Here is a 21,561-nt window from a genome sequence, read left to right on the forward strand (position 1 = left end):
CCCTGAAAGGAGCCAAGGGAACATGTCCGTCGTTCTCATCACCGGATCGTCCACCGGCATCGGCCGCCGCACCGCCGAGACGCTCGCCGAGGCCGGCCACACCGTCTACGCCACCATGCGCGACCCCGAGGGCCGCGACGCCGCACGGGCCGCCGAGCTGGCCGGACTGGCCAAGGAACGGGGCCACGACCTGCGGGTGGTCGCGCTCGACGTCACCTCGCAGGAGTCCGCCGACGCCGCCGTCCGCACGGTGCTGGACGAGACGGGCGGGCTGGACGTCGTCGTGCACAACGCCGGCCACCTGTTCATCGGCTACGTCGAGGCGTTCACCGACGACGACGTGGCGAGCCTGTTCGACGTCAACGCGATCGGAGCGCACCGGGTCAACCGCGCCGTGCTGCCCCACATGCGCGAGCGCCGTTCCGGCACGCTCGTGTACGTCGGCAGCACCAGCCTGGTCACCACTCCGCCGTTCCTCGGCCCGTACGTCGCCTCCAAGGCGGCCTTCGACGCGCTGGCCGTGGTGACCTCGTACGAGGTGTCGCAGTTCGGCATCGAGACCTCGATCGTGATGCCCGGCCCGATCACCCAGGGCACCGGCCACTTCGCCAACGCCTCCCGGGCGAGCGACGTCCACGTGACCGCCCAGTACGCCGAGCTGGACCCGCTGGTCGAGCGGACCCACGAGGCGCACGAGCAGCTCTTCGAGCCGGGCACGACCGCCGACCCGCAGGACGTGGCCGACGAGATCCGCCGCATCCTCGCCCTGCCGGCCGGCACGCGGCCGTTCCGCTCGGTGGTGGACGCCGCCCGGGCGGGAGTGGAGCACGTCATGGCCTTCAGTGACCTGACCAGGGAGGCGTTCGTGCGCCGGCTCGGGTACGCCGAGACGCTGGAGCTCAAGCGATGAGTGCCCGGGCCGCGACGGCGGCCCTGTCGGCGGCCCTGTCGGCGGCTCTGTCGGTGGTCCTGTCGGTGGCTCTGTCGGTGGCTCTGCCGGCGGTCGTGACGGCGGGCGCCTGCTCGGCGGCGCCCGCCGGCATCGCCGCCACCCCCACTCGCTGAACGGCAAGATCCTGCGCATCGCGCTCGACGGGTCCATCCCGGAGGACAACCCCGGCGACTCGCCCATCTACTCCAGCGGACACCGCAACGTGCAGGGCATCGCGTTCGGCCTCGACGGCACCGCGTACGCCTCCGAGCTGGGTCACCGCACGTGGGACGAGGTGAACGTGCTGCGCGCGGGCGCCGGCTACGGCTGGCCGGAGACCGAGGGCACCAGCGGCTCCACCGGCGTGCCGCCGATCGCCACCCTGCACCCCGACGACGCCAGCCCCTCCGGCGTCGCCTACGCCGCCGGCTCACTGTGGATCGGGGCGCTCGGCGGGCAGCGGCTCTGGCAGCTCCCCGTCGCGGGCGGTGCCGCCACCGGTGACCCCATCGCCCACTTCCACGGCACGTACGGCCGCATCCGTACCGTCGAGGTCGCCCCCGACGGCTCGCTGTGGCTGGTCACCTCCAACACCGACCGCGCCACTTGGGGCGGCACGGACCCGCGCCCCGGCGACGACCGCATCCTGCGCGTCGAGGTCCGCGCACCCCGCCGCTGAGACGGGCGGTCAGCAGGCTGAGCGGCCGGGTCCGCGCACCCGCCGCGGAGATTCCGCCGGCGGCGGTCAGCGGATCAGGCCCACGAACATCGTGCGGTGCAGCACCTCCACGTGGGCCCGGGCCACGCGTACCGCCTCCACCGCGTCGCCCTGCTCCAGCGCCGCCACCAGCGCGGCGTGCTCCCGGTTCGACTCGCGCAGGTAGTCGAGGGGGTAGGGCAGGTAGTAGCGGTAGAGGCGGCGCAGCACCGGCGCGTAGTGGGCGACCGCCGACTCCACGCCCGAGGCCGCCGCGAGCGTCAGGTGGAAGCGTTCGTCGCCGGTGTGGAAGTCGGCCCAGCCCGAGGCCCGGTCCATCTCGGCGACCAGGGTCTTCAGCTCGGCCAGCCGCTCGGCGGTGACGGCGGTGGCCGCCAGGTGGGCGAGCCCGCACTCCAGCAGCAGCCGCTGGTCGATGAGCCGGTGCACCTCGGCGGCGGCCGTCCGGTACGCCTCGGTCTCGGCCACCTTCCCGATCGCCGGCTCGTCGGCCACCATCGTGCCGCCCGAGCGGCCCCTGCGGCGTACCAGGACGCCCTCCTCGCACAGGGCGGTGAGCGCGCGCCGCACGGTGATCTCCCCGACGTCGAGCGCGCGGGCGACGTCGGCGGTGGGGGGCAGGCGCTCGCCGGGCTTGAGCAGGCCCAGATCGACGGCCAGGGCGATGCGGGCGCGCACGGTGTCGAGCGCGCTGAGCCGCCGCAGCCCCTCCAGGGCCTCCGAGTTGAGCGCGTCCAGGGCGTCCATGGCCACCACCGTAACGTTGCTAAAAAAGCTCAATATGAGCTATTTTTGGGCATCGCCAGCGTACGTGCTGGTCAGAAGGCAGGTGGACGATGCCCAGGCCACTCCCGGTCGCGCTCGCGCAGAGCGAGCCGCTGCCCGTCGGCGCTCCCGTGTCCCGGTTCGCCGGGCATGTGGAGGACGTGCTGGCGAGCTTCCCCGGCACGCGGATGGTGATATTTCCCGAGCTGCACCTGTTCGGCAGCCGGGTACGTCCCGCGGAGCGGGACGCCGAGCTGGCCGCCGCCGCGCAGCCGCTCGACGGCCCCTTGGTCAGGGAGCTGGCCGAACTCGCCGGCGATCTCGGCGTCTGGCTGCTGCCCGGCACGATCTGCGAGCGGGGCGAGGGCGGCGCGCTGCACAACACCGCGCTGGTGCTCGCCCCCGACGGCGGCCTCGCGGCCTTCTACCGCAAGGTCTTCCCCTGGCGGCCGTACGAGCCGTACCGGCCGGGTGACCGGTTCGTGGTCTGCGACCTGCCCGGCACCGGCCGCATCGGCCTGGCCATCTGCTACGACGCCTGGTTCCCCGAGGTGGCCAGGCACCTGGCCTGGATGGGCGCCGAGGTGATCGTCAACCCGGTGCTGACCGCCACCGCCGACCGGGCGCAGGAGCTGGTGCTGGCCCGCGCCAACGCCATCGTCAACCAGGTCTTCGTGGCCTCGGTCAACGCCGCCGCCCCCATGGGCACGGGCCGCAGCCTGATCGCCGACCCCGAGGGCCGCGTCCGCGTCGAGGCGGGGGAGGCGGCCACCGTGCTGACCGACGTGCTCGACCTGGACGACGTCACCCGCGTCCGCCGCCACGGCACCGCCGGGCTCAACCGCGTCTGGTCCCAGTTCACCGACGCCGACCCGCCCCTGGAGCTGCCCCTCTACCAGGGCCGCATCGACCCCGGCCGGTGGAGGCCGGCCGGCACACCCCCGGAGTGACCATGCCATCCACCTCTCACCCCACGCTCCGGCGCACGCTCGGCCTGCGCTCCGTCGTGCTGTTCGGGCTGGCGTACCTGACGCCGCTCATCGTGCTCGGCATCTTCGGCGTCGTCGCCGAGACCACCTCGGGCGCGGCGCCGTCGGCGTACGCGCTGGCGCTGGTCGCGATGCTGTTCACCGCGCTCAGCTACGGCCGCATGGCCGCCGCCTACCCCGTCGCGGGCTCGGCCTACACCTACGTCCGCCGCACGATCGACTCCCGCGCCGGGTTCCTCGTCGGCTGGGCCGTGCTGCTCGACTACTTCTTCCTGCCCATGGTCATCTGGCTGATCGGCGGCTCCTACCTGGCCGAGCAGTTCCCGGCGGTGCCGACGCCGGTGTGGATCGTCGCGTTCATCGTGCTCACCACCGGGCTCAACCTCGCCGGCATCAAGGTCGCCGACCGGGCCAACTCGCTGCTCATGGTCTTCCAGATCCTCGTGCTGGTCTTCTTCGTGCTGCTGGCCGCGGGTCACCTGGTCGCCGGGCACGGGCCGGCGTCGCTGTTCAGCCTGACACCGTTCACCGGCGAGAACGCGAGCCTGACCACGGTCGCGGCGGGCGCGGCCATCGCCGCCTACTCGTTCCTCGGCTTCGACGCCGTCACCACGCTCACCGAGGAGACCGTGGAGCCGCGCCGCACCATCCCGCGCGCGATCCTGCTGGTCGCGCTCATCGGCGGCGGCATCTTCGTCGCCGTCGCGTACGTCACCCAGCTCGTCCACCCCGGCGGCACGTTCGCCGACTCCTCGGCGGCGGCCTCGGAGATCGCGCGGACCATCGGCGGCAGCCTGTTCGGGGCGTTCTTCCTGGCCGGGCTGGTCGTCGCCCAGTTCACCTCGGGGCTCGCCGCGCAGGCCAGCACCACCCGCCTGCTGTACGCGATGGGCCGTGACGCCGTGCTGCCCCGGCGCGTCTTCGGCTACCTGCACCCGCGCCTGCGCACCCCGGTCTTCTCCATCGTGCTCACCGGCCTGGTCGGGCTGATCGCGGTGCGGATGGACGTGGCCACCTCGACGTCGTTCATCAACTTCGGCGCCTTCACCGCGTTCGTCTTCGTGAACGTCTCGGTGATCGCCCTGTTCGTCCGCGAGCGCCGGGCCGGGCGGCGGCCGGGCGTGCTCGCGTACCTCGTGGCTCCGGCGGTCGGCGCGGCCATCGACCTGTACCTGCTGACGCGGCTCGACGGCCACGCCATCACGCTCGGGCTGGTCTGGCTGGCCGCCGGCCTCGCCTATCTCGCCTACCTGACCCGGCTGTTCCGGGTGCCGCCGCCCGAGCTGGACTTCGCCGGGCAGCCGCAGGCCGCGTCGCTCGGCTCGGGCTGAACCAGCGGACCGGCGCCGCCTGCAGCGCCGCCTGCAGCGCCGCCTGACCGTGCAGGCCGTCCGCGCCTTCCGCGGCGGCGAGCGCGGTCTCGGCTCGCCCGGCGTCGTCGACCTGCCGCTCGACCTGCTGCGCTCCGACATGTTCATGACGATGCGGCCGGTGCCGGACGAGCGGATCGTCGTGATCGCCGGCACCGTGTGGCCGCCGCTGCCGCGCGCTGATTAATCGATGGCGGCGCGGGCGGGGCGCGGGCTAGGGTTGCGCCGGTTTTCCGCAGGCGGGACGCGTGCCTGCGATGTTCCACGCTTGGCAGATCACATACCTGCAGAGGGGAGCCGCCGCGATGACGGCACAGCTCGTCGCACTCACCTGGGACGCGCACGACCCCGCCGCCCTGGCCCGTTTCTGGGCCGGCGTGCTGCGCTGGGAGAGCACCGGCGACCCCCGCGGCGGCGTCGCGCTGCTGCCCGCCGACGACACCGGGTTCCGCATCAGGTTCCAGCCGGCCGACGCGGTCAAGACCGGCCAGAACCAGATGCACTTCGACCTGACCAGCGGCTCGCTCGACGACCAGCGGGCCACGGTCGACCGGGCACTCGCGCTCGGCGGCCGGCACATCGACATCGGCCAGAGCCCCGACGAGGAGCACGTGGTGCTCGCCGACCCCGAGGGCAACGAGTTCTGCGTGATCGAACCCGGCAACGAGTTCCTCGCCGAGTGCGGCTTCATCGGCGCGCTCGCCTGCGACGGCTCCCAGGAGGTCGGCTACTTCTGGAGCGCCGCGCTCGGCTGGCCGCTGGTGTGGGACCAGAACGAGGAGACCGCGATCCGCTCCCCGCACGGCGGCCCCAAGATCACCTGGGGCGGCCCGCCCGTCGCCCCCAAGCGGGGCAAGAACCGCCTCCACTTCGACCTGGCCGCCGACGGCGACCTGGAGGCGGAGGCCGAACGGCTGCTCTCCCTCGGGGCTCGGCGGGCCGACATCGGCCAGGGCGATGTCCCGTGGGTGGTCATGGCCGACCCCGACGGTAACGAGTTCTGCCTGCTGCCGCCCCGGTGAGGCGGTCGCGGAACCGTCCATGACGGCGCGCCGGTCACGCGCGGCGCGGGGGCCCGCCGCGCACCCGGCGTCGGGCGCGGGTGCGGTGCGCAACCCTCTGACGTGCCGCGGGCCGTCCTGAACCCGGCCGGACGGGCGGGGCGGCGTCGCACGTTGCGGATCCCTAGGGATAAGATCGGCCTCAAATGTTCGATGGCGATCGTACACACGGGGGATGGCATGGCGCGGACGGTGCGTTTTCACGAGCTCGGCGGGCCCGACGTGATGCGGCTTGAGGATGTGGACCCGGGCGAGCCGGGCCCCGGCGAGGTACGCCTGCGCGTTGAGGCGATCGGCGTCAACAGGGCCGAGGCGCTGTTCCGCAGCGGCCACTACATCGAGCCGGTCAAGCGGTTCCCCGCCCGGCTCGGCAACGAGGCCGCCGGCGTGATCGAGGCGATCGGGCCGGACGTGACCGGGTTCGAGCCGGGGCAGCGGGTCAGCGTCGTGCCGAACTTCTCCCAGAACGACTACGGCGTCTACGCCGAGGCGGCCATCGTGCCCGTCACGTCGCTCGTGCCCCGCCCCGAGCCGGTGGACGCGGTTTCCGGGGCCGCGGTGTGGATGCCGTACCTGACCGCGTACGGCGCGATGGCCGAGGTCGCCCGCATGAGAGCGGGGGACGTGGCGGTGATCGACGCGGCGTCGAGCAGCGTCGGCCTGGCCGCCATCCACACCGCGGACCGGCTGGGCGCACGGCCGTTCGCCGTCACCCGCACCCGCGCCAAGGCCCGGCAGCTCGCCGAGGAGGGCGCCGCCGAGGTGATCGTCTCCGAAGAGGAGGACGTGACCGCGCGCGTGCTGGAGCTGACCGGCGGCAAGGGCGCCGAGTACGTCTTCGACGCAGTCGCCGGCCCCGGCGTCGTGGACCTGGCGCGGGCCGTGGCGCCCGGCGGGACGCTGTTCCTGTGGGGCGCGCTCAGCGGGCGGCCGACCCCGTACCCGGGGTTCGACCTCGGCATGCCGGCGCTCAACATGCGCACGTACACGATGCTCGAGATCGCCAAGGACCCCGAACGGCTGCGCCGCGCCGTCGCGTTCATCACCTCGGGGCTGCGGGCCGGGGCGTTCCGGCCGGTCGTGGACCGGGTCTTCCCGCTGGAGCGGATCGTGCAGGCGCATCGGCACATGGAGTCGAACACGCAGTTCGGCAAGATCGTCGTCACGACGGCCCAGCGTGGCGCTCGCCCGTAAGACCTCGGCGTGGCGCGCGCCGGAAGGGCGGGCCGCTCACCACGAAGAAGGCGAGCGGCCCGGCCGTTCTGGACGACAGGTCACCGGCGGTCGCGGCGGCCCTGCTGCTCCGGCTCGTCGGGCTGTTCGAGGTAAGGGTCGTCCTCCCCGCCGGGAACGGGCGGGACCGGGATCGGGTCCAGCGCCGTCGCGGCGGCTCCGGTCGGTGGTACGGCCCAGACCGGGCCGACGAGGGCGAAGGCGGTGATGGCGGCGGCGGCGAGCAGGCGTGCAGACATCGGGATACCTCCATGACGTGAGAGCACCATGGACGATGCGGCTTCCCGGAAGGCGCCGTCTCGGCGTGAGACCCTTCCCACGCTAGCGCCCCCGACCTGCGGAATCCCCCAGCAAGCGGCAAAGCCTTCCCCGCCCGGCCGCCGGCCCGCACTTCGCTGTGCCGGTCGCATTCCGGCTGGTCGGCCGTGCCTCGCCGGGCCCTCGCGGGTCAGTTCGCGGGCTGTTCCTGGAGCGCGAAGGCGCGGCGGGCGTGGGTGAGGAAGGCGCGCACGGCGGGCCCGTGCGGATGTCTCCAGGTCAGCGCGAGCCGGGCGATCTGCTCGGCGTCGGAGATGACCCGGAACGCGAGCCGGTCACCGTAGGCCGCCGCCATCGACTCGCTGAGCACGCCGACGCCGAGCCCGCGCCCGGCCAGGGCGGCGATGGCGTCGGCGGCGGTGGCCTGGAACGCGATCGCGGGCCGGCACCCGCGCGCCGCACACGCCCGGTCGAAGGCCTGCCGCAGCCCCGTCCCTTCGGGCATGCACACGATCGGGTACGCCGCCGCGTCGGCGAGCGTGACCTCTTCCAGCTCGGTGAGGGGATGCGCGGGCGGGACCGCGGCGACGAGACGTTCGCTGACGATCGTCATCTCGGCCAGTCCCTCGGGCGCGGTGGGGGAGGCGGTGCCGACGAGCGCGAGATCCACGCCGCCCGCGCGTACGGACGCGGCAAGGGCGTCGGAGTCGTCCTCCAGCAGCGAGATCTCCACGCCGGGATGCGCCCGGTGGAAGGCGGCCAGCGCGTCGAACAGCGGCGTGATCGTGCAGCCGTTGACCATGCCGACGACGAGCCGGCCCTTGATGAGGTGGGCGACCTCGCCGACCGCCTGCTCGACGGCGCTTGCGGCGGCGAGCGCGGCGCGGGCGTGGTCGAGCGCGGCCTTGCCGGCGACGGTGAGCGTGGCCGTGCGCCCCGAACGGTCGAACAGCTCCGCGCCGAGCTCGCGTTCGAGCTGCCTGATCTGGGCGCTGACGCCGGACTGGCTGATGTGCACCCGCTCGGCCGCGCGGGTGAAGTTCCGCTCCTCGGCGACGGCGACGAAGTATTCGAGCTGCCGAAGTTCCATAAGTGTTGATTCTAGTTCTCATCACAACTAGCTGTTGGACTTCTGGTACGGCCCGGTGCCACCCTAGAGGAAAGCCGAGATTTTCGTATGGAAGGACATACATGACCGAGAAGGCCATGCGCCCCGAGGACATCACCCGCCTGTTCGTGGAGCGCTCCAACGCCGGTGACGCGGCGGGGGTCGCCGCGCTCTACGAGGAGGACGCCGTGCTGGCCTATCCGCCGGGCGGCATGACCAGGGGGCGGGAGGCGATCCGGGAGCTGTGGGAGAAGGTGCTGGCCAACCGGCCGCACTTCGAGCCGGAGGAGCCGTTGCCGACGTTGATCAGCGGTGACATCGCGCTGACCTCGACCGCGCCGAAGGACGGGGCGGGGGCCCGCGCGCAGGTGGTCCGGCGCCAGCCGGACGGGAGCTGGCTGCGCCTGCTCGACATGCCGGAGTTCGTGCCGGTCGAGCAGCAGCCCTGACCGGTGGTCCTGGACACGGGGCTCACCGCGGGGATCGGTGGTCCCGGACGAGGGTGCCCGGAACCGGGCTCACCCGTCCTTGTTGATCTACGATGTAAAGGCGATGGCGACGGTCAGCCCCGGCCACCGGTCCGCGAAACGCCTCAGGTCGGCGACGACGGGAGCCAGGCCAGCGACGGGCCGGAAGTGCACCGTGGTGCCGGTCGTACCGTCATCGGGCACGGGCTCGAGGCCGGTCACGGGCACGCCGTGCTCGTACCGCTGCATCCATGACCCGTTCACCCGCCGGTTGGTGTGCACCAGCCGGTCGCTGAGCGCGGTGACGACGGACATGCCCCGGCGCGGATGCCCGTCGGGAAGGATCTGTGCGGCCGGGTCGTCGAAGAAGCGCAGGTCCTTCGTGGCCATCACCGGCTTCTTCACGGGGCGCCCGTGCTCGTCGAAGCGGGTGTCGGTGCCGCGCCCGTCGTCGGCGACCGACACGGAGCCGTCGGAGTGGAGGGTCACCGTGCAGTGCCCGCCGCCGTTGGCCGCCGCCTCGTCGGCGGGGTAGGCGAGCACTTCGAGTATCAGGTGCAGGACCCCGCCGGGCGCGAACTCGGCGGGGTTCTCGCGGATACGGGCGAGGTGGGCGTGGTCGATGTCGATCGCCCAGTCGTGGGTGGTGTTGCGCCAGGATTCTCGGGACGTACTCACCTCAGCACCCTACGATCGAGCGGATACGGACAGAGACTCCGCCGAGGGGGACGCCCGCGTGACCGGCCGCACCCATGACCCCGACTGCCGGCTGACCCCGGCCGCGGTGCCGCGCCCCTCGCCGATCGAGGGGACCGGCCTGTTCGCGGCCGAGCCGATCCGCAGAGGCGAGGTGGTACTGCGGTTCGGCGGGCGGGTCCTCGACGACGCCGCGCTCGCCGCGCTCATCCCGCCGTACGACTGGCGATCGCCGCGCCTGCGGGCGGTCTACGGCGGGCACCGGAGCCCGCCCCTGCTCGCCCGGATGCGGGCGGAGTAGCGGGCGCGGGCGATCAGGTGCGGGCGGGGTTGCGGGCGAGCCATTCGTCGCGGGTGATGGCGTACTCGACCTCGCCGTGCTCGCTGCCGGGCAGCGGTTCGTCGAAGTCCATGTGGAACGTGCGGACGTACGTCATGCCGACGGAGGCCATCGTGGCGCGGGAGGCGGTGTTGACCGCCATGGTCTCGGCGAAGACGCGGTCGAGCCCGAGGTCTTCGAAGCCGTGCCGCAGCAGCTCGCGGGCGCCCTCGCTGGCCAGCCCCTGCCGCCAGTGGCGGCGCAGCAGCCGGTAGCCCAGCTCGGCCTGGCCTTCGACGGGGCCCTGGTCGGGGCGGTGCGGCGGTTCGAGGATCCACCAGCCGACGAAGTCGCCGTTGACGAAACCCGCCCAGAAGCCGAGCCCGGGGACGCGCTCGGCGGTGGCCAGGCGCTGCCGGTGCGCCTCCTCGACCTCCTCGCGGGTGCGGGCGCGGCCGGTGAGGTAGCGCATGACCTCGGGGTCGGAGTCGAGCTCGATCTCGTGTTCCAGGTGCTCGTCGGCGAGGGGGACGAGGTCGATCCGGGCGGTGCGCAACTTCGCTTGGGACATGTCCGCATTCTGGCGGGCGGACGGGTGGGGAAGCATCCGCTTTTCAGGCGGGGGAGCCGGCGAGGATGCGTTCCAGGGTGCGCCGGCCCATGAGGCTCATCGGCGGGTTGCTGTCGACGTAGTACCAGACCAGGCCCATCGCCTGCTGGAACGCCCACGCCTTGCCGCGCTCCCATTCGAGGTCGTCGTTGCCGAGCGCGGCCCGCAGCTCCTTGCGCGGCCCGGCCTCCAGCAGGTGCCAGGCGCTGACGAGGTCGAGTGCGGGGTCGGCGGCGCAGAGCCCGCCGGTGTCGAGCACGCCCGCCAGCCGCCCGTCCGCGACGAGCACGTTGCCGGGGATGAGGTCGCCGTGGTTCATCACGTCGGGGGCCCGGCGCGGCAGTTCGCGCAGCTCCGCCCAGAGGCGGCGCAGGCGGGGCACGTCCAGCAGGTGCTCGCTGCTGCGGAAGCAGGTCTCCATCCACTCGTCGTGGTCGCGCAGGTCGCCGCCCCTGCCCCGGCCGGAGAAGGTGCGGCCACGGGTGTCGATGGCGCGGATGTCGCCGATGAGGCCGGCCAGGTCGCGGGCGAACGCGTAGGACCGGCCCGGGTCGTCGTCGGTGGCGACGGTGCCGGGCAGCCAGGTCTGCACCGACCACGGCAGCGGGTAGCCCGCTCCCGGTTCGCCGAGCGCGACGGGCTCGGGCACGGGGAAGCGGGTGGCCGCCGCCAGCTCGCCGGCCGCGGCCGCCTCGGCCTGCAGCGTGCGGCGCACCGCCTCGGGCTCGCCTGGCTGCAGCGGGAACCTGGCGGCGAGCCGGTCGCCGATGCGGGCGATCGCGTTGACCGTGCCGTGGGTGTCGAGCATCCTGACGGGCAGGTCGCGCCACTGGGGGAACTGCTGGGCCACCAGCGTGCGCACGGTCTCCGGCGTGATCGTCAGTTGGTCGGCGTGCATCTTCACGCCGGCCCACGTTGCCGCAGGCGGTGGCCGTCCGCAAATCCTTTTGCGGGCGCTCGTACGGGCGGGGTCAGGGGCCGACGTCGGTGACGCCGCAGACGTCGCAGCGGTAGGTGATGCCCAGGTCGTCCTCGCCGTACTCGTTCCATGCGTGGGCTGTTCCGGTGAGGTCGTACCGGTCGCCTGAGCAGAGCACCCGCGCCCCCTTGCGGCCGGAGGGAGTGGGGGCGGTGGGTGTGAGCATGGGGGTCTCCCGGGGGTCAGGTGAAGCAGGGGCCGGCAGGCAGGCTTCTTTCCTGAAAGCGAGGGTTGAAACCGTCAACGCACGGCATCGCACGTCAAAGCCCTGACGGGTGGGGTCCGGTGTCCGGGGGCGGCCGGAGACGGGGCGCACGTTCGCGGGCCGTGGAGAGCGTCCGCGCCCGCCGGAAAAGCGGTCGCCTCGCGCGCGGGTGAGTTGGCATCATGCTGACCATGACGGCCGAGTCGCGCGAGCGCGTGCGGCGCTACTTCGACGAGTTCGGCGACGCCGAGTGGCACCGGCTCACCGGCGACGTCAAGGGACGCGTGAGCCTGGAGGTGCACCGCCGCTTCCTGGCCCGCTTCGTCAAGTCCGGGTACCGGGTGCTGGAGATCGGCGCGGGCCCCGGCCGGTTCACGGTCGAGCTGGTGGCCCTGGGCGCGACCGTCGTCGTCACCGACCTGTCCCCGGTGCAGCTCGCGCTCAACGCCGAGCACCTGCGGGGCGGCACGGCCGAGGCGGCGGTGGAGCGGCGCGAGCTGCTGGACATCTGCGACACCGGCCGGTACGCCGACGGCGAGTTCGACGCGGTGCTCGCCTACGGCGGTCCGCTGTCGTACGCGTTCGAGCAGGCCGGGGAGGCGCTGCGCGGCCTGCTGCGCGTCACCCGGCCGGGCGGGGTGGTGGTGGGCTCGGTCATGTCGCTGATCGGCATCTGGCGGCACTATCTGCCGCAGATCACCGAGGAGGCCGAGGTGATCGGCGAGGACGCCAACGACCGCATCCTGCACACCGGCGACCTGCGCCACAAGGGCGAGCGGGACGGGCACGTCTGCCGGATGTTCCGCTCGCGCGAGCTGTCGGCGCTGATCGAGGCGGCGGGCGGGCGCACGCTCGCGCTCAGCGCCAGCAACTGGGCCTCGCTCGGCGACCCGGCCACGCTGGCCGTGCTGGAGGCCGACGCGGACCGCTGGGCGCGGTTCCTGGAGCACGAGGTGACGGCCTGCGCCGAGCCGGGCGCCGTGGACGGCGGCACGCACCTGCTGTTCGCCGCCCAGCGGCCCGCGTGAGCCGCCCAGCGGAAGGCGTGGGCGGCCCAGCGGAAGGCGTGCGCGGCCCGGCGGCCGGCGTGGGCGGTTCGGCGGAAGGCGTGAGCTGCCCGGCGGGCGGCGGGTGACGCTCGGCGTCAGCGGGCGTGCTCCTGGCCGGCGGGCTCGTCTCCGGTGGCGGGCTCGTCGGCGTCGGCGTCGGCGTCGGCGGGGGCGCGGTCGCGGCGGTCCGGCAGCGCGAGGGCGAGCGCGGCCACGCCCGCCATCATGGCGGCGATGAGCACGAACGCCCGCCCGTAGCCCTCGGCCAGGCCGACGGGATCGCCGCTGTCCGGCCCGGCCGTCAGCGCCACCAGGGCGGCCAGGCCCAGGGCGCCGCCGGCCTGTTTGGCGGTGTTCATCAGCCCGGAGGCCGCCCCCGCGTTCTCCGGCGCGACGCCCGAGGTGACGGTGACGGTCAGGGGGGTGTTCAGCAGCCCGCCACCGAGCGAGATCAGCACCGCGGGGCCGAGGACGGCCGTCACGTAGTCGCCGCCCGGCGCGATGCGGCTCTGCCAGAGGAAGCCCGCTGCCCCGATCAGCGCGCCCGCGGCGATGAGCACCCGGTCACCGGCCCGCCGCATCAGCCACGGCGTCACCCGCAGCCCGACGAGCATGGTCAGCACGGTGTGCGGCAGGAACGCCAGCCCGGTCGCCAGCGGGCCGTAGCCCAGGACGTGCTGCATGGACAGCGTCAGGAAGTACCACATCGGGTTGAGGCAGGCTCCGGCCAGCAGCATCGCCGCGTTGCCCAGCCGGATCGCCCGCGCCCGCACCAGCGCGTACGGGATCAGCGGCGCCGAAGCCCGCGCCTGCACCAGCGCGGACACTCCGAGCAGGACGCACCCGGCCGCCACGACAACGGGCGAGCCGGACACCCCGTACGCCAGCGCCGCCAGCCCGCCGGTGGCCGTCAGCGCGCCCAGCACGTCCGGCCGGGTTCCGGACCGTCCTGGCCCGGCGGGGATCCGGCGGGCGGCGGCCAGGCAGGCGAGCCCGATGGGCACGTTGACCAGCAGGACCGACCGCCACGACAGGTACTGCGTCAGCGCCCCGCCGATGAGGTTGCCCGCCGTTCCGCCCGCCAGGCTGACTGCCGTCCAGACCGCGATGGCCCTGGTGCGGCGCGGCCCCTCGGGATAGGCGGAGGTCAGGACGGTCAGCGTGGCCGGAGCGAGGATCGCCGCCCCGATGCCCTGGCCCGCCCGCGCGGCGATGAGCAGGCCGGAGGTGTCCGCCAGCCCGCCGGCCAGGCTCGCGGCGGTGAAGACGGCCAGGCCGGTGGCGAAGACGCGGCGGTGGCCGTACAGGTCGGCCAGGCGGCCGCCGAGCAGCAGCAGCCCGCCGAAGGTGAGCGCGTACGCGTTGCCGACCCAGGCCAGCCCGCGGGGATCGACGGCCAGCGCGCCCTGGATGGAGGGCAGCGCCACGTTCACGACGGACACGTCCAGCACCACCATGAACTGCGCCGCGCACAGCAGCGCCAGGACGATCGCCACTGGCCGGCCTCCCTAGCATTCCGATGTGTTCACATCGTACTAAGAGGGGCGGCTCAGCGGAGCGGCAGCGCCTCGGCGAGCAGCCGCCACTGCGGCATCGCCGACGCGCCCGGCTCGATCCCGATCACCTGAACGGTCACGTGATCGGCCCCGGCCTCGTGGTGTGCGCGCAGCTTGCCGGCGATGACGTCCGGCTCGCCCCAGAACACGAGGTCGTCCACCAGCCGGTCGCTGCCGCCACCGCCGATCTCCTCGTCGGAGTAGCCGAGCCGCCGGAACTTCGCGACGTTGTACGGCTGCGACAGGTAGGGGGCCAGGTGCTCGCGCGCGACGGCCCGCGCCTTGCCGGGGTCGGACTCGAACAGCACCGGGTGCTCGACCGCGAGGAACGCCTCGGGCCCGAGGATCTCGCGCGACTGCGCGGTGTGCGCGACGTTGACGTGGTAGGTCTGCGCGCCCGCCGCCCGGTCGCGGGCCAGCTCCAGCATCTTCGGTCCGTACGCGGCCAGGATGCGCCGCATCGGGCCCTCCGGAGCCGGGCCGGCATTCCGCAGGGCGTCCATCTCGTCCAGGTACGCCGCCATCGCGGCCAGCGGCTTCACCCCCGGCTTCGGCTCCCCGCCGAACCCCAGCCCGAGCACGTGCCGGTCCGGGTAGGCGTCGGCGAGCAGCAGCGCGCCGCCGTGCGCCCACTTCGCGCCGCGCGACCAGATCTGTGCGATGCCGTTCACCACGCGGATGCGCTCGGTGCTCGCCAGCAGGAACGCGGCGTGCGTGAGCGCCTCGCGCCCGAGCAGCTCCGGAACCCAGACGGCCGGCCAGCCCAGCTCCTCGAGCTCCTGGACCGACTCGCGCACCTGGGCTGCGGGCAGGTGCTCGAAGTCGAAGGTGTAGATGCCGAAAGGTCCGAGGTCAAGGCGGTCGTTCACGCTCATGGCAGTGTCTCCTCCATGCATAAGGTCGGATCAACATATCGCATATTGTCGATGCATGGGTGGACGGTCGTGCCGATGTCCCGCAGGACGGTCGGTGTGGTGGCGCGCTGCTCAGGACGGCCCGATGCGGGCGGCGGTCAGGGCGGCCAGGCCGGGCTCAGGCCGTCACCAGACGATGAACGGGCTCTCCGCGCCGCCGCCCCACGCCGTGTTGCCGGTCAGCCGCGAGCGCTGGCGCACGTCGGTCTTCGCGCCGGTGCGCGGGGGTGTGAGCGTGAACGGGCCGCAGGTCGCGACCTCGCCGGGGCCGGGCAGGACGCCCGTGCAGATGAACGGCTGGGACAGGTTCGTGTCGGCGTCGGTGTCGTAGAGCTGGACGTGGACGTCCGACCGCACCGACCCTCTGACCTGGCCCTTGAGGTGGATGACGTTTCCGGTCACGGCCATGCACGGCGACATCTCCACACCGCTGTCCGTGCGGAGCCAGGAGCGGCAGCGCCACTGCGGGGCCTCCTCCTTGACGGGCGGCTCCTCCTGCTCACTCCCGGTGTCCGGCTCGGTGCTGCGGCGCTGCGGCTCCGTCGTTCTGGTCTTCGGCTTCGGGGTGGTACGCGTCGGAGCCGAGGTCGCCGGGTTCGGCGCGGTGGTCGTGATGGTGACCACCACCTTCGGAGTCTGGCTGCGTTCCTTGGGTTCGGCCAGCGACTTCGGGGTCGGCGTCGTGAAGTCGACGCCGGCCGCCGACGGGGGCGCGCTGCTCGGGCCGGCCGGGGTGGACGGCGGCGCGGTGGGCGCGGCCGCAGGGGCGGCGGGCGCCTGCTTCCACGGCGTCGTGACGGCCAGCGCGGTACCGGCGAGCACCAGCGTCAGGGCGGCGCTCCCGGCGATCACCAGCCCCCGCCGCGACGGCTTGCCCTGCGGAGCCGGCGTTCCCGCTCCCGTCGCCGGGGCGCCGGGACGGCCGCCGGCAGGCGGCGCACCCGCCCCTCGCGGCCAGGTAGGCGGCTCGGCCGGTCCGGCGGGCGGCTGCGCGGGCGTCCCGACCGGCACGGGCTGCGGCCCGGACGTGGCGGCGGACTGGGGCACGGCCGGCATGGGGCCGGACGCGGCCGGGGAGTGCGGAACGGCGGGCATGGACCCCGACGTGACCGGCCCCGCCGCAGCACCCGGCCCGGGGGACCGGACGCCGGAGGCGGCGGGATCGAAAGGCGGCGGAGTCGCCCCGGCCTGCGGAGCCTCGGAGTGCCCGGCGCCGGAAGCCTGCGCGCCGCCCTGCGGGACGCCGGACCCCGGGCCGGTGGCGGCAGGGCCGGAGGGCTGCGGGTGCGCGCCGGAGCCGCTGCCGGCGGCGGGCTGGCGAGCCGGCCCGGTGCCGGGGAGGGGCTCGGAGGTGCTGGAGGAGGGGGCGGTACGGGGGACCGGCGGCAGGGCGGGCAGGCCTTCGAGGGACGGCGCCGCCTGGTGGAGCGCCGCGGCCACCTCGGCGGCCGCCGGCCGCGCGCCGGGGTCCTTGCCGGAACAGGACCAGATCAGGCTCCACAGGGCGTCGGGCATGCCGGGCAGCCGGCGGGGCATGGCGGTGGAGTGCTGCCGCAGCAGCGCCATCGGATGGTCGCCGGCGAACGGAGGCCGCCCGGCCAGCAGCTCGTACAGGATGAGCCCGACCGCGTAGACGTCCACGGCGGCGGTGGGGGAGTGGCCCTCGGCCACCTCGGGAGCGAGGTAGGCGGGGGTGCCGAGGATCGAGCTGGTGCCGGTGAGCCCGGGGCCGTGCACGATGCGGGCCACGCCGAAGTCGCTCAGCCGCGCCCGCCCCGAGGTGTCGATGAGCACGTTGCCCGGCTTGACGTCGCGGTGCACCACACCGAGGGCGTGCGCGGCCGCCAGCGCGTCGGCGACCTGGGCCATGAGCCGGGCCGCCTCGGCGGGCGGCAGCGTGCCGCGCCGGCGCAGCAGCCCGCGCAGGTCGCCGCCCTCGACGAGGTCCATGACCAGGGCGAGGCGGTCGCCTTCGATGATGAAGTCGCGCAGCGGGACGATGTTGGGGTGGTCGAGGCTGCGCATGACGTTGCGTTCCTGAACGAAGCGCAGCACCAGATCCTGATCGCCGGCCAGGCCGTCGCGCAGCAGCTTCACCGCGACGATCTCGCCGGTGTCGCGCAGGCGCGCCCGCCGCACCGTGCCCATGGCACCGCCGCCGATCTCCTCCAGCAGCACGTACCGGCTGCCCAGAGACGTCTCGGGCCCGCCCTGAGTCATCTTCCCGTGTTCCCCTCCGCGATGTGGAGATCAACAATAGCCAGGCGGGCGGTTGGCGAGGAAGCTCACAGGCGACCGGCGGCCTCGTACGCGGCCTCGGCCAGCGCCCTGATCTCGTCGCCGTCGTCGGCCGGCAGGAAGCCCGCCGCGATCGCCGCGTCGGTGGCCGCGCAGAACGCCTTCATGTAGCCGGCGGCCCACCCGGGTAGAGGCCGGCCAGGGTGGCCGCGTCGAAGGGATCGTCTGGCCGGACAGCCGCTCGATGAGCCCGTCGTTCGGGCTGATGCCGGTCAGGACGGCGGCCGGCGCGTCCGTCCACGGGGTGCGCACGCCGCCGAGCGCGTTGCCGTGCGCGCCCCCGACCAGTGACGGCGGCGGTCCCGGCCGCACCCGCAGGGGCGGGGCGTGCGGCGGCGGCGTGCCGTCGCGCATCCGCCAGCGGGCGAGGTGGCGCACGGCGGCGTTGGCCACGTAGTGGTGCTGCGCGCGACGCCGATGGGGCCGCCGCCCTGCTGCGCACCGTCGAGACGGTGACCGGCGCGTCCCGTACTTCCGCTCATTGACATGCGGTGATTTCTGCTCGAGAGTACGTCCATGCGCGGTGACCAGCTCTCGGAGGTGTTCGACCTCGTCGAGGTGCAGGGGCAGATGTCGGGGGCGTTCGAGGTGCGGGGCCGCTGGCGTTCGCGGCACGCCATCGACCACCCGCTGAAGCTCATCGCCATGATCCAGGGCCACGGGCGGCTGCTCACCGACGGCCTCGACGCGCCGATCGAGCTGGGCCCCGGCGACGTCGCCATCCTCAACGACCGGTCCTGGCTGGACGTCCAGGGCGGCGGCGGCGACGGGCCGGTGACCGAATTCGTCCCCGGGCCGGGCTTCAACGTCTACGGCGAAGGCGGCCCCACCGGGTTCGTCGTCGGCGGGCACGTCGATCTCAACCACGTCGGCAGGACCCTGCTCGGGCAGGCGCTGCCGCCGGTGGGCCACGTGCGCGCCGCCGACACCGCCGCCGCCGGCCTGCACCGCAACCTGCACGCCCTGGCCGAGGAGGCGCGGGCGAACCGGATCGGGGCGGCGTTCGCGATCCGCCAGTACGCCCAGCTCCTGGTGCTCGAGCTGCTGCGCGCCTACATCGACCAGGCCGAGCTGCCCCCGGGCTGGCTGCGGGTGATGGCCGACGAGCGGCTGCGCCCCGCGCTCACCCTCATGCACGCCGAGCCCGGCCGCCCCTGGAGCCTGGAGGAGCTGGCCAGGGCCGCCGCGATGTCGCGCACCTCGTTCGCCGAACGCTTCAGGGCCATGGCCGGGGTGCCGCCGCTGACGTACCTCAACCGGTGGCGGATGCTGCTGGCGCAGCGGGCCCTGCGCGACGGGGACGTCCGCGTCGGGTCGCTGGCCGCCCGGCTGGGCTACGGGTCGGAGAGCGCGTTCAGCACCGCGTTCAAGCGCGAGGTCGGCATGTCGCCCCTGCGTTACCGATCCATCGCCCGCCGGACGGTCCCCGCCTGAGGCACCCGGCCCCGGCCCTTGGGGCCGGGTTCGCCGCCCCCTCCGGCCCCGGCCCGCCGCGCGTCTCAGACCGTCTTCTTCACGCCGCCGTCGATGACGTAGTCGGAGCCGGTGACGTTCACCGCGTACGGCGAGGCGAGCCAGGCCACGAGCGCGGCCACCTCCTCCGGCTCGACGAACCTGCCCGTCGTCACGCCGGTCGCCGCCGGCAGGCCCGCCAGGAACTGCTCCAGCTCCAGGCCGTGCACGCCGGCCAGCAGCTCGCCGTACCCGCCGGGCCCCTCCCACATGGCGGTGCGCGCGGTGCCGGGGGAGATCGTGTTGACCCGCACGCCCTGCGGGCCCACCTCCTCCGACAGCGCCTTGCCGAAGGCCGTGAGCGCAGCCTTGGCCGTCGAGTACGGCACCGGCCCCGCGTGCGGCATCTGCGCGGAGATCGAGGAGATGTTGACCACGCTGCCCTTGCGCCGCAGCAGGCTGGGCAGGGCGGCGCGGGTGGCGCGCACGGCGCTGAAGAGGTTCAGCTCGTAGGTCTGCTGCCAGATCTCGTCGCTCATGCCCGCGAACCCGCCGGCCAGCTCGGGCCGCGCGTCTCCGCCGCCGACGTTGTTGACCAGCAGGTCGATCTCGCCCAGCTCGGCGAGCGCGGCTTCGATCACCTCGCCGGGGCCCTGCGGCGTGGCCAGGTCCGCCGCCACGGCGAACGCGCCGGTCTCCTTCAGCTCCGGGCTGATCGTGCGCGCCGCGGCGGCGACCCGCATGCCCTCGGCCGTCAGCGTCCGCACGATCGCCAGGCCGAGGCCCTTGCTCGCGCCGGTGACGACGGCCGTCTTGCCGTTCAGCTGCAGATCCATAGCAACTCCTACCCCTAATCGCGTCAGTTGTGTTGCGAGAAACATAGAACTTGCACAGAATTGTTGCAAGTTCGGGGGTGAGAGGAGTCATGGCGTATCCTTCGGTGCGTGAGTGGGATGACCCGGCCGTTGCGGTCCGACGCCGAGCGCACGGTGCGGACGATCCTGCAGGCCGCCGAGCGGGTGTTCGGTGCCGATCCCGCGGCCAGCATGGAGCAGGTCGCCGAGGCCGCCGGGGTGGCGCGCACGACCGTGCACCGCCGCTTCGCCTCCCGCGACGCCCTGCTGGAGGCGCTGGGCGCGGTGGCGGCCCGCGAGTTCGCCGCGGCCGTCGAAGCCGCGCGTCCCGATACCACCCCGCCGCTGGTCGCGTTCTACCAGGTCACGGTCAACGTGCTGCGGGTCAAGCGGCAGTGGCCGTTCGCGCTCAACCTGCGCGGGCCGGCGCACGAGGAGCCGGCCCGCGTGCACGCCGAGGTCGAAAAGCGCTGCGACGAGCTGTTCAAGAAGGCCCAGGACTGCGGCGTGCTGCGCGCCGGCGCCGACCTGATCTGGGCCAGGAAGAGCTACTACGCACTGATCGGGGTGGCGGCCCGGATGCACGAGTACGACATCGACGAGGCCGCCTCCCGCGTGGTCGACACGCTGCTGAGCGGCGTCGGCACCGGCCAGGCCCTCACCCGCCCGCAGCCCGGCTGAGGGCCGTCACCGCGGCCGTGGCGCCGCCGCGTGCGAGGGGCCCGGCAGCCGTACGGCGGCGAACACCAGGAGCGCGACGGCGGCGAGCGCGAAGACGGCGTTGCCGACCAGGTCGGTCGCGGCGGGCACGGGCATGGCGGGCGGCTGCAGGAAGCCGTGCCAGGCGTAGGTGAGCACGTAACCGGCTCCCAGCGCGAACACCTGCCGCACGCCCCAGCCCGGCCGCCGGGACCAGCGCGCCGCGAGGACGCAGACGGCGGCGTACACCGCCAGGTTGACCGCCGTCACCGGCCACGCGCCGAGCGTCCCTGACGCCGGGTTCGCCAGCCAGAACACCGCCCCCGCCACCAGCGAGAAGCCGAGCACCGCCCACGGCCCCGGCGCCGCCGTGCCGGGCCCTGTGGTGCCGGGTCCTGTGGTGCCGGGCCCGGTCGCGCCGGGCCCGGTCGTGTCAGACGCGGTCGTGCGGCGGCGCAGGGCCACGACGGCCGGCACCACGACGACCGCCACCAGGCCCGCGAGCCGCACCGGCGCGGGCATGGCGGCCTCACCGGCGAACACCGACGCCGCCACCGCGCCCAGCACGAACAGCACCCCCGACACCACCAGCCCGGGAACACGCAGCCACGGCTCGGAGGCCCGGCCGGGCACCAGCGCCTCCATGACCGCGATGGGAGCGCAGATGCTGCCCGCGACGTGCACGCCGCCGAGCACGAAGCTCGCCCACCAGGCGCTCACGCCCACCCCGGGCAGCCACGCCTGCGCCGTCAGGTCCATCCCGGCGAAGGCCGAAGCGAACAGCGACCGGGTGACCAGGCCCTCCTCGACCAGCGCGTACGCCAGCGCGAGCAGCACGATGCCGGACCAGCCCGCGCCCCGCCTCCTGGCCAGCTCGCGGACGAGCAGGGCACCGCCTCCGTACAGCGGGGCCAGCGTGATCAGCGCCGGCAGCATGGTGATGGGCAGGTTGCCCAGCAGGAACTCGCCGGTCAGCGGCGACAGGAAGAACAGCCCGATCGCGGGCGCTGCGCGTTTCAGCATGTCTCCA

The 21,561-nt window shown here is 73.9% G+C and carries 25 protein-coding genes and 1 pseudogene; 13 read left to right on the top strand and 13 right to left on the bottom strand.

Going from position 1 to position 21,561, the window contains the following annotated elements; all coding sequences use genetic code 11:
* The first annotated feature begins 22 nt into the window (after positions 1-22).
* Genes ACGFIM_RS01840 through ACGFIM_RS01850 form a run of 3 tightly spaced genes read left to right on the top strand, consistent with a single transcriptional unit; the run spans position 23 to position 1,610 of the window.
* Positions 23-910: an SDR family oxidoreductase gene (locus ACGFIM_RS01840; RefSeq protein WP_393193013.1), complete on the top strand. Its 888-nt coding sequence runs from the start codon at positions 23-25 to the stop codon at positions 908-910.
* Positions 907-1,065: a hypothetical protein gene (locus ACGFIM_RS01845; RefSeq protein WP_393193016.1), complete on the top strand. Its 159-nt coding sequence runs from the start codon at positions 907-909 to the stop codon at positions 1,063-1,065. Before ACGFIM_RS01840 ends, ACGFIM_RS01845 begins: the two co-directional genes overlap by 4 nt.
* A gap of 35 nt (positions 1,066-1,100) precedes the next feature.
* Positions 1,101-1,610: a PQQ-dependent sugar dehydrogenase gene (locus ACGFIM_RS01850; RefSeq protein WP_393199577.1), complete on the top strand. Its 510-nt coding sequence runs from the start codon at positions 1,101-1,103 to the stop codon at positions 1,608-1,610.
* Positions 1,611-1,676: 66 nt separating this feature from the next.
* Here the strand turns inward: ACGFIM_RS01850 and ACGFIM_RS01855 are convergent, their stop codons facing one another.
* Entirely contained in the window at positions 1,677-2,396 is a 720-nt protein-coding gene (locus tag ACGFIM_RS01855) for a FadR/GntR family transcriptional regulator (protein ID WP_393193019.1), read from the bottom strand.
* Positions 2,397-2,485: 89 nt separating this feature from the next.
* Here ACGFIM_RS01855 and ACGFIM_RS01860 point away from each other — a divergent pair, with 89 nt between their 5' ends.
* The 5 genes from ACGFIM_RS01860 (at position 2,486) to ACGFIM_RS01880 (ending at position 7,028) form a co-directional block, all read left to right on the top strand.
* Entirely contained in the window at positions 2,486-3,364 is an 879-nt protein-coding gene (locus ACGFIM_RS01860; RefSeq protein ID WP_393193022.1) for a carbon-nitrogen hydrolase family protein, read from the top strand.
* A gap of 2 nt (positions 3,365-3,366) precedes the next feature.
* Positions 3,367-4,734 carry an APC family permease gene (locus ACGFIM_RS01865; protein WP_393193025.1) on the top strand — a complete coding sequence of 456 codons (1,368 nt, stop codon included), beginning with the start codon at positions 3,367-3,369 and terminating at the stop codon, positions 4,732-4,734.
* Between the two features lie 49 nt (positions 4,735-4,783).
* The gene (locus tag ACGFIM_RS01870) at positions 4,784-4,960 is read left to right on the top strand and encodes a hypothetical protein (protein WP_393193028.1); all 177 of its coding nucleotides are present in this window, start codon (positions 4,784-4,786) and stop codon (positions 4,958-4,960) included.
* 118 nt (positions 4,961-5,078) lie between these two features.
* Positions 5,079-5,795 (top strand): VOC family protein, encoded by a 717-nt coding sequence (locus ACGFIM_RS01875; protein ID WP_393193031.1) that lies wholly within the window; start codon positions 5,079-5,081, stop codon positions 5,793-5,795.
* Positions 5,796-6,026: 231 nt separating this feature from the next.
* Entirely contained in the window at positions 6,027-7,028 is a 1,002-nt protein-coding gene (locus ACGFIM_RS01880) for a zinc-dependent alcohol dehydrogenase family protein (protein WP_393193034.1), read from the top strand.
* 80 nt (positions 7,029-7,108) lie between these two features.
* Here the strand turns inward: ACGFIM_RS01880 and ACGFIM_RS01885 are convergent, their stop codons facing one another.
* Positions 7,109-7,306, bottom strand: coding sequence for a hypothetical protein (locus ACGFIM_RS01885; protein WP_393193037.1), 198 nt, complete (start codon positions 7,304-7,306; stop codon positions 7,109-7,111).
* A gap of 209 nt (positions 7,307-7,515) precedes the next feature.
* Entirely contained in the window at positions 7,516-8,415 is a 900-nt protein-coding gene (locus tag ACGFIM_RS01890; RefSeq protein ID WP_393193040.1) for a LysR family transcriptional regulator, read from the bottom strand.
* A gap of 101 nt (positions 8,416-8,516) precedes the next feature.
* On the opposite strand from ACGFIM_RS01890, the gene ACGFIM_RS01895 reads away from it, so the two are divergent.
* Positions 8,517-8,882, top strand: coding sequence for a YybH family protein (locus ACGFIM_RS01895; RefSeq protein WP_393193043.1), 366 nt, complete (start codon positions 8,517-8,519; stop codon positions 8,880-8,882).
* An 87-nt stretch (positions 8,883-8,969) separates the two neighbouring features.
* Here the strand turns inward: ACGFIM_RS01895 and ACGFIM_RS01900 are convergent, their stop codons facing one another.
* Positions 8,970-9,578 carry a hypothetical protein gene (locus tag ACGFIM_RS01900; protein ID WP_393193045.1) on the bottom strand — a complete coding sequence of 203 codons (609 nt, stop codon included), beginning with the start codon at positions 9,576-9,578 and terminating at the stop codon, positions 8,970-8,972.
* Between the two features lie 58 nt (positions 9,579-9,636).
* Here ACGFIM_RS01900 and ACGFIM_RS01905 point away from each other — a divergent pair, with 58 nt between their 5' ends.
* Positions 9,637-9,897 carry a hypothetical protein gene (locus ACGFIM_RS01905; RefSeq protein ID WP_393193048.1) on the top strand — a complete coding sequence of 87 codons (261 nt, stop codon included), beginning with the start codon at positions 9,637-9,639 and terminating at the stop codon, positions 9,895-9,897.
* 13 nt (positions 9,898-9,910) lie between these two features.
* Here ACGFIM_RS01905 and ACGFIM_RS01910 read toward each other — a convergent pair whose 3' ends face one another.
* From ACGFIM_RS01910 to ACGFIM_RS01920, 3 genes are all read right to left on the bottom strand, one after another.
* Positions 9,911-10,486 (bottom strand): GNAT family N-acetyltransferase, encoded by a 576-nt coding sequence (locus ACGFIM_RS01910; RefSeq protein ID WP_393193050.1) that lies wholly within the window; start codon positions 10,484-10,486, stop codon positions 9,911-9,913.
* A 43-nt stretch (positions 10,487-10,529) separates the two neighbouring features.
* Entirely contained in the window at positions 10,530-11,423 is an 894-nt protein-coding gene (locus ACGFIM_RS01915; RefSeq protein ID WP_393199580.1) for an aminoglycoside phosphotransferase family protein, read from the bottom strand.
* 73 nt (positions 11,424-11,496) lie between these two features.
* The gene (locus ACGFIM_RS01920) at positions 11,497-11,670 is read right to left on the bottom strand and encodes a hypothetical protein (protein WP_393193053.1); all 174 of its coding nucleotides are present in this window, start codon (positions 11,668-11,670) and stop codon (positions 11,497-11,499) included.
* Between the two features lie 221 nt (positions 11,671-11,891).
* On the opposite strand from ACGFIM_RS01920, the gene ACGFIM_RS01925 reads away from it, so the two are divergent.
* Positions 11,892-12,737, top strand: a complete 846-nt coding sequence (locus ACGFIM_RS01925) for a class I SAM-dependent methyltransferase (protein WP_393193056.1) — start codon at positions 11,892-11,894, stop codon at positions 12,735-12,737.
* Positions 12,738-12,853: 116 nt separating this feature from the next.
* Here the strand turns inward: ACGFIM_RS01925 and ACGFIM_RS01930 are convergent, their stop codons facing one another.
* The 4 genes and pseudogenes from ACGFIM_RS01930 to ACGFIM_RS01945 all read right to left on the bottom strand — a co-directional run.
* On the bottom strand, positions 12,854-14,254 hold the full coding sequence (locus tag ACGFIM_RS01930) for an MFS transporter (RefSeq protein ID WP_393193059.1): 1,401 nt from the start codon (positions 14,252-14,254) through the stop codon (positions 12,854-12,856).
* Positions 14,255-14,307: 53 nt separating this feature from the next.
* The gene (locus tag ACGFIM_RS01935; protein ID WP_393193062.1) at positions 14,308-15,189 is read right to left on the bottom strand and encodes a TIGR03620 family F420-dependent LLM class oxidoreductase; all 882 of its coding nucleotides are present in this window, start codon (positions 15,187-15,189) and stop codon (positions 14,308-14,310) included.
* A 165-nt stretch (positions 15,190-15,354) separates the two neighbouring features.
* Positions 15,355-17,448 (bottom strand): protein kinase, encoded by a 2,094-nt coding sequence (locus ACGFIM_RS01940; protein ID WP_393193065.1) that lies wholly within the window; start codon positions 17,446-17,448, stop codon positions 15,355-15,357.
* Positions 17,449-17,733: 285 nt separating this feature from the next.
* Positions 17,734-18,153 (bottom strand): annotated as a pseudogene (locus ACGFIM_RS01945) (alpha/beta hydrolase domain-containing protein); the annotation flags it as partial.
* On the opposite strand from ACGFIM_RS01945, the gene ACGFIM_RS01950 reads away from it, so the two are divergent.
* Positions 18,043-18,960, top strand: a complete 918-nt coding sequence (locus ACGFIM_RS01950) for an AraC family transcriptional regulator (protein WP_393193067.1) — start codon at positions 18,043-18,045, stop codon at positions 18,958-18,960. The pseudogene ACGFIM_RS01945 and the gene ACGFIM_RS01950 overlap by 111 nt on opposite strands.
* Before the next feature lie 65 nt (positions 18,961-19,025).
* Here ACGFIM_RS01950 and ACGFIM_RS01955 read toward each other — a convergent pair whose 3' ends face one another.
* Positions 19,026-19,814, bottom strand: coding sequence for an oxidoreductase (locus ACGFIM_RS01955; protein ID WP_393193070.1), 789 nt, complete (start codon positions 19,812-19,814; stop codon positions 19,026-19,028).
* 117 nt (positions 19,815-19,931) lie between these two features.
* Between ACGFIM_RS01955 and ACGFIM_RS01960 the strand changes: the two genes are divergently transcribed.
* A complete protein-coding gene (locus ACGFIM_RS01960; RefSeq protein WP_393199583.1) occupies positions 19,932-20,513 on the top strand; it encodes a TetR/AcrR family transcriptional regulator in 582 nt (193 codons plus the stop codon).
* 6 nt (positions 20,514-20,519) lie between these two features.
* Here the strand turns inward: ACGFIM_RS01960 and ACGFIM_RS01965 are convergent, their stop codons facing one another.
* A complete protein-coding gene (locus ACGFIM_RS01965) occupies positions 20,520-21,554 on the bottom strand; it encodes a hypothetical protein (RefSeq protein ID WP_393193073.1) in 1,035 nt (344 codons plus the stop codon).
* Positions 21,555-21,561 lie beyond the last annotated feature (7 nt).

The organism is Nonomuraea sp. NPDC049309 (assembly GCF_043196965.1).
In the GTDB taxonomy this organism is placed as follows: Bacteria; Actinomycetota; Actinomycetes; order Streptosporangiales; family Streptosporangiaceae; genus Nonomuraea; species Nonomuraea fastidiosa.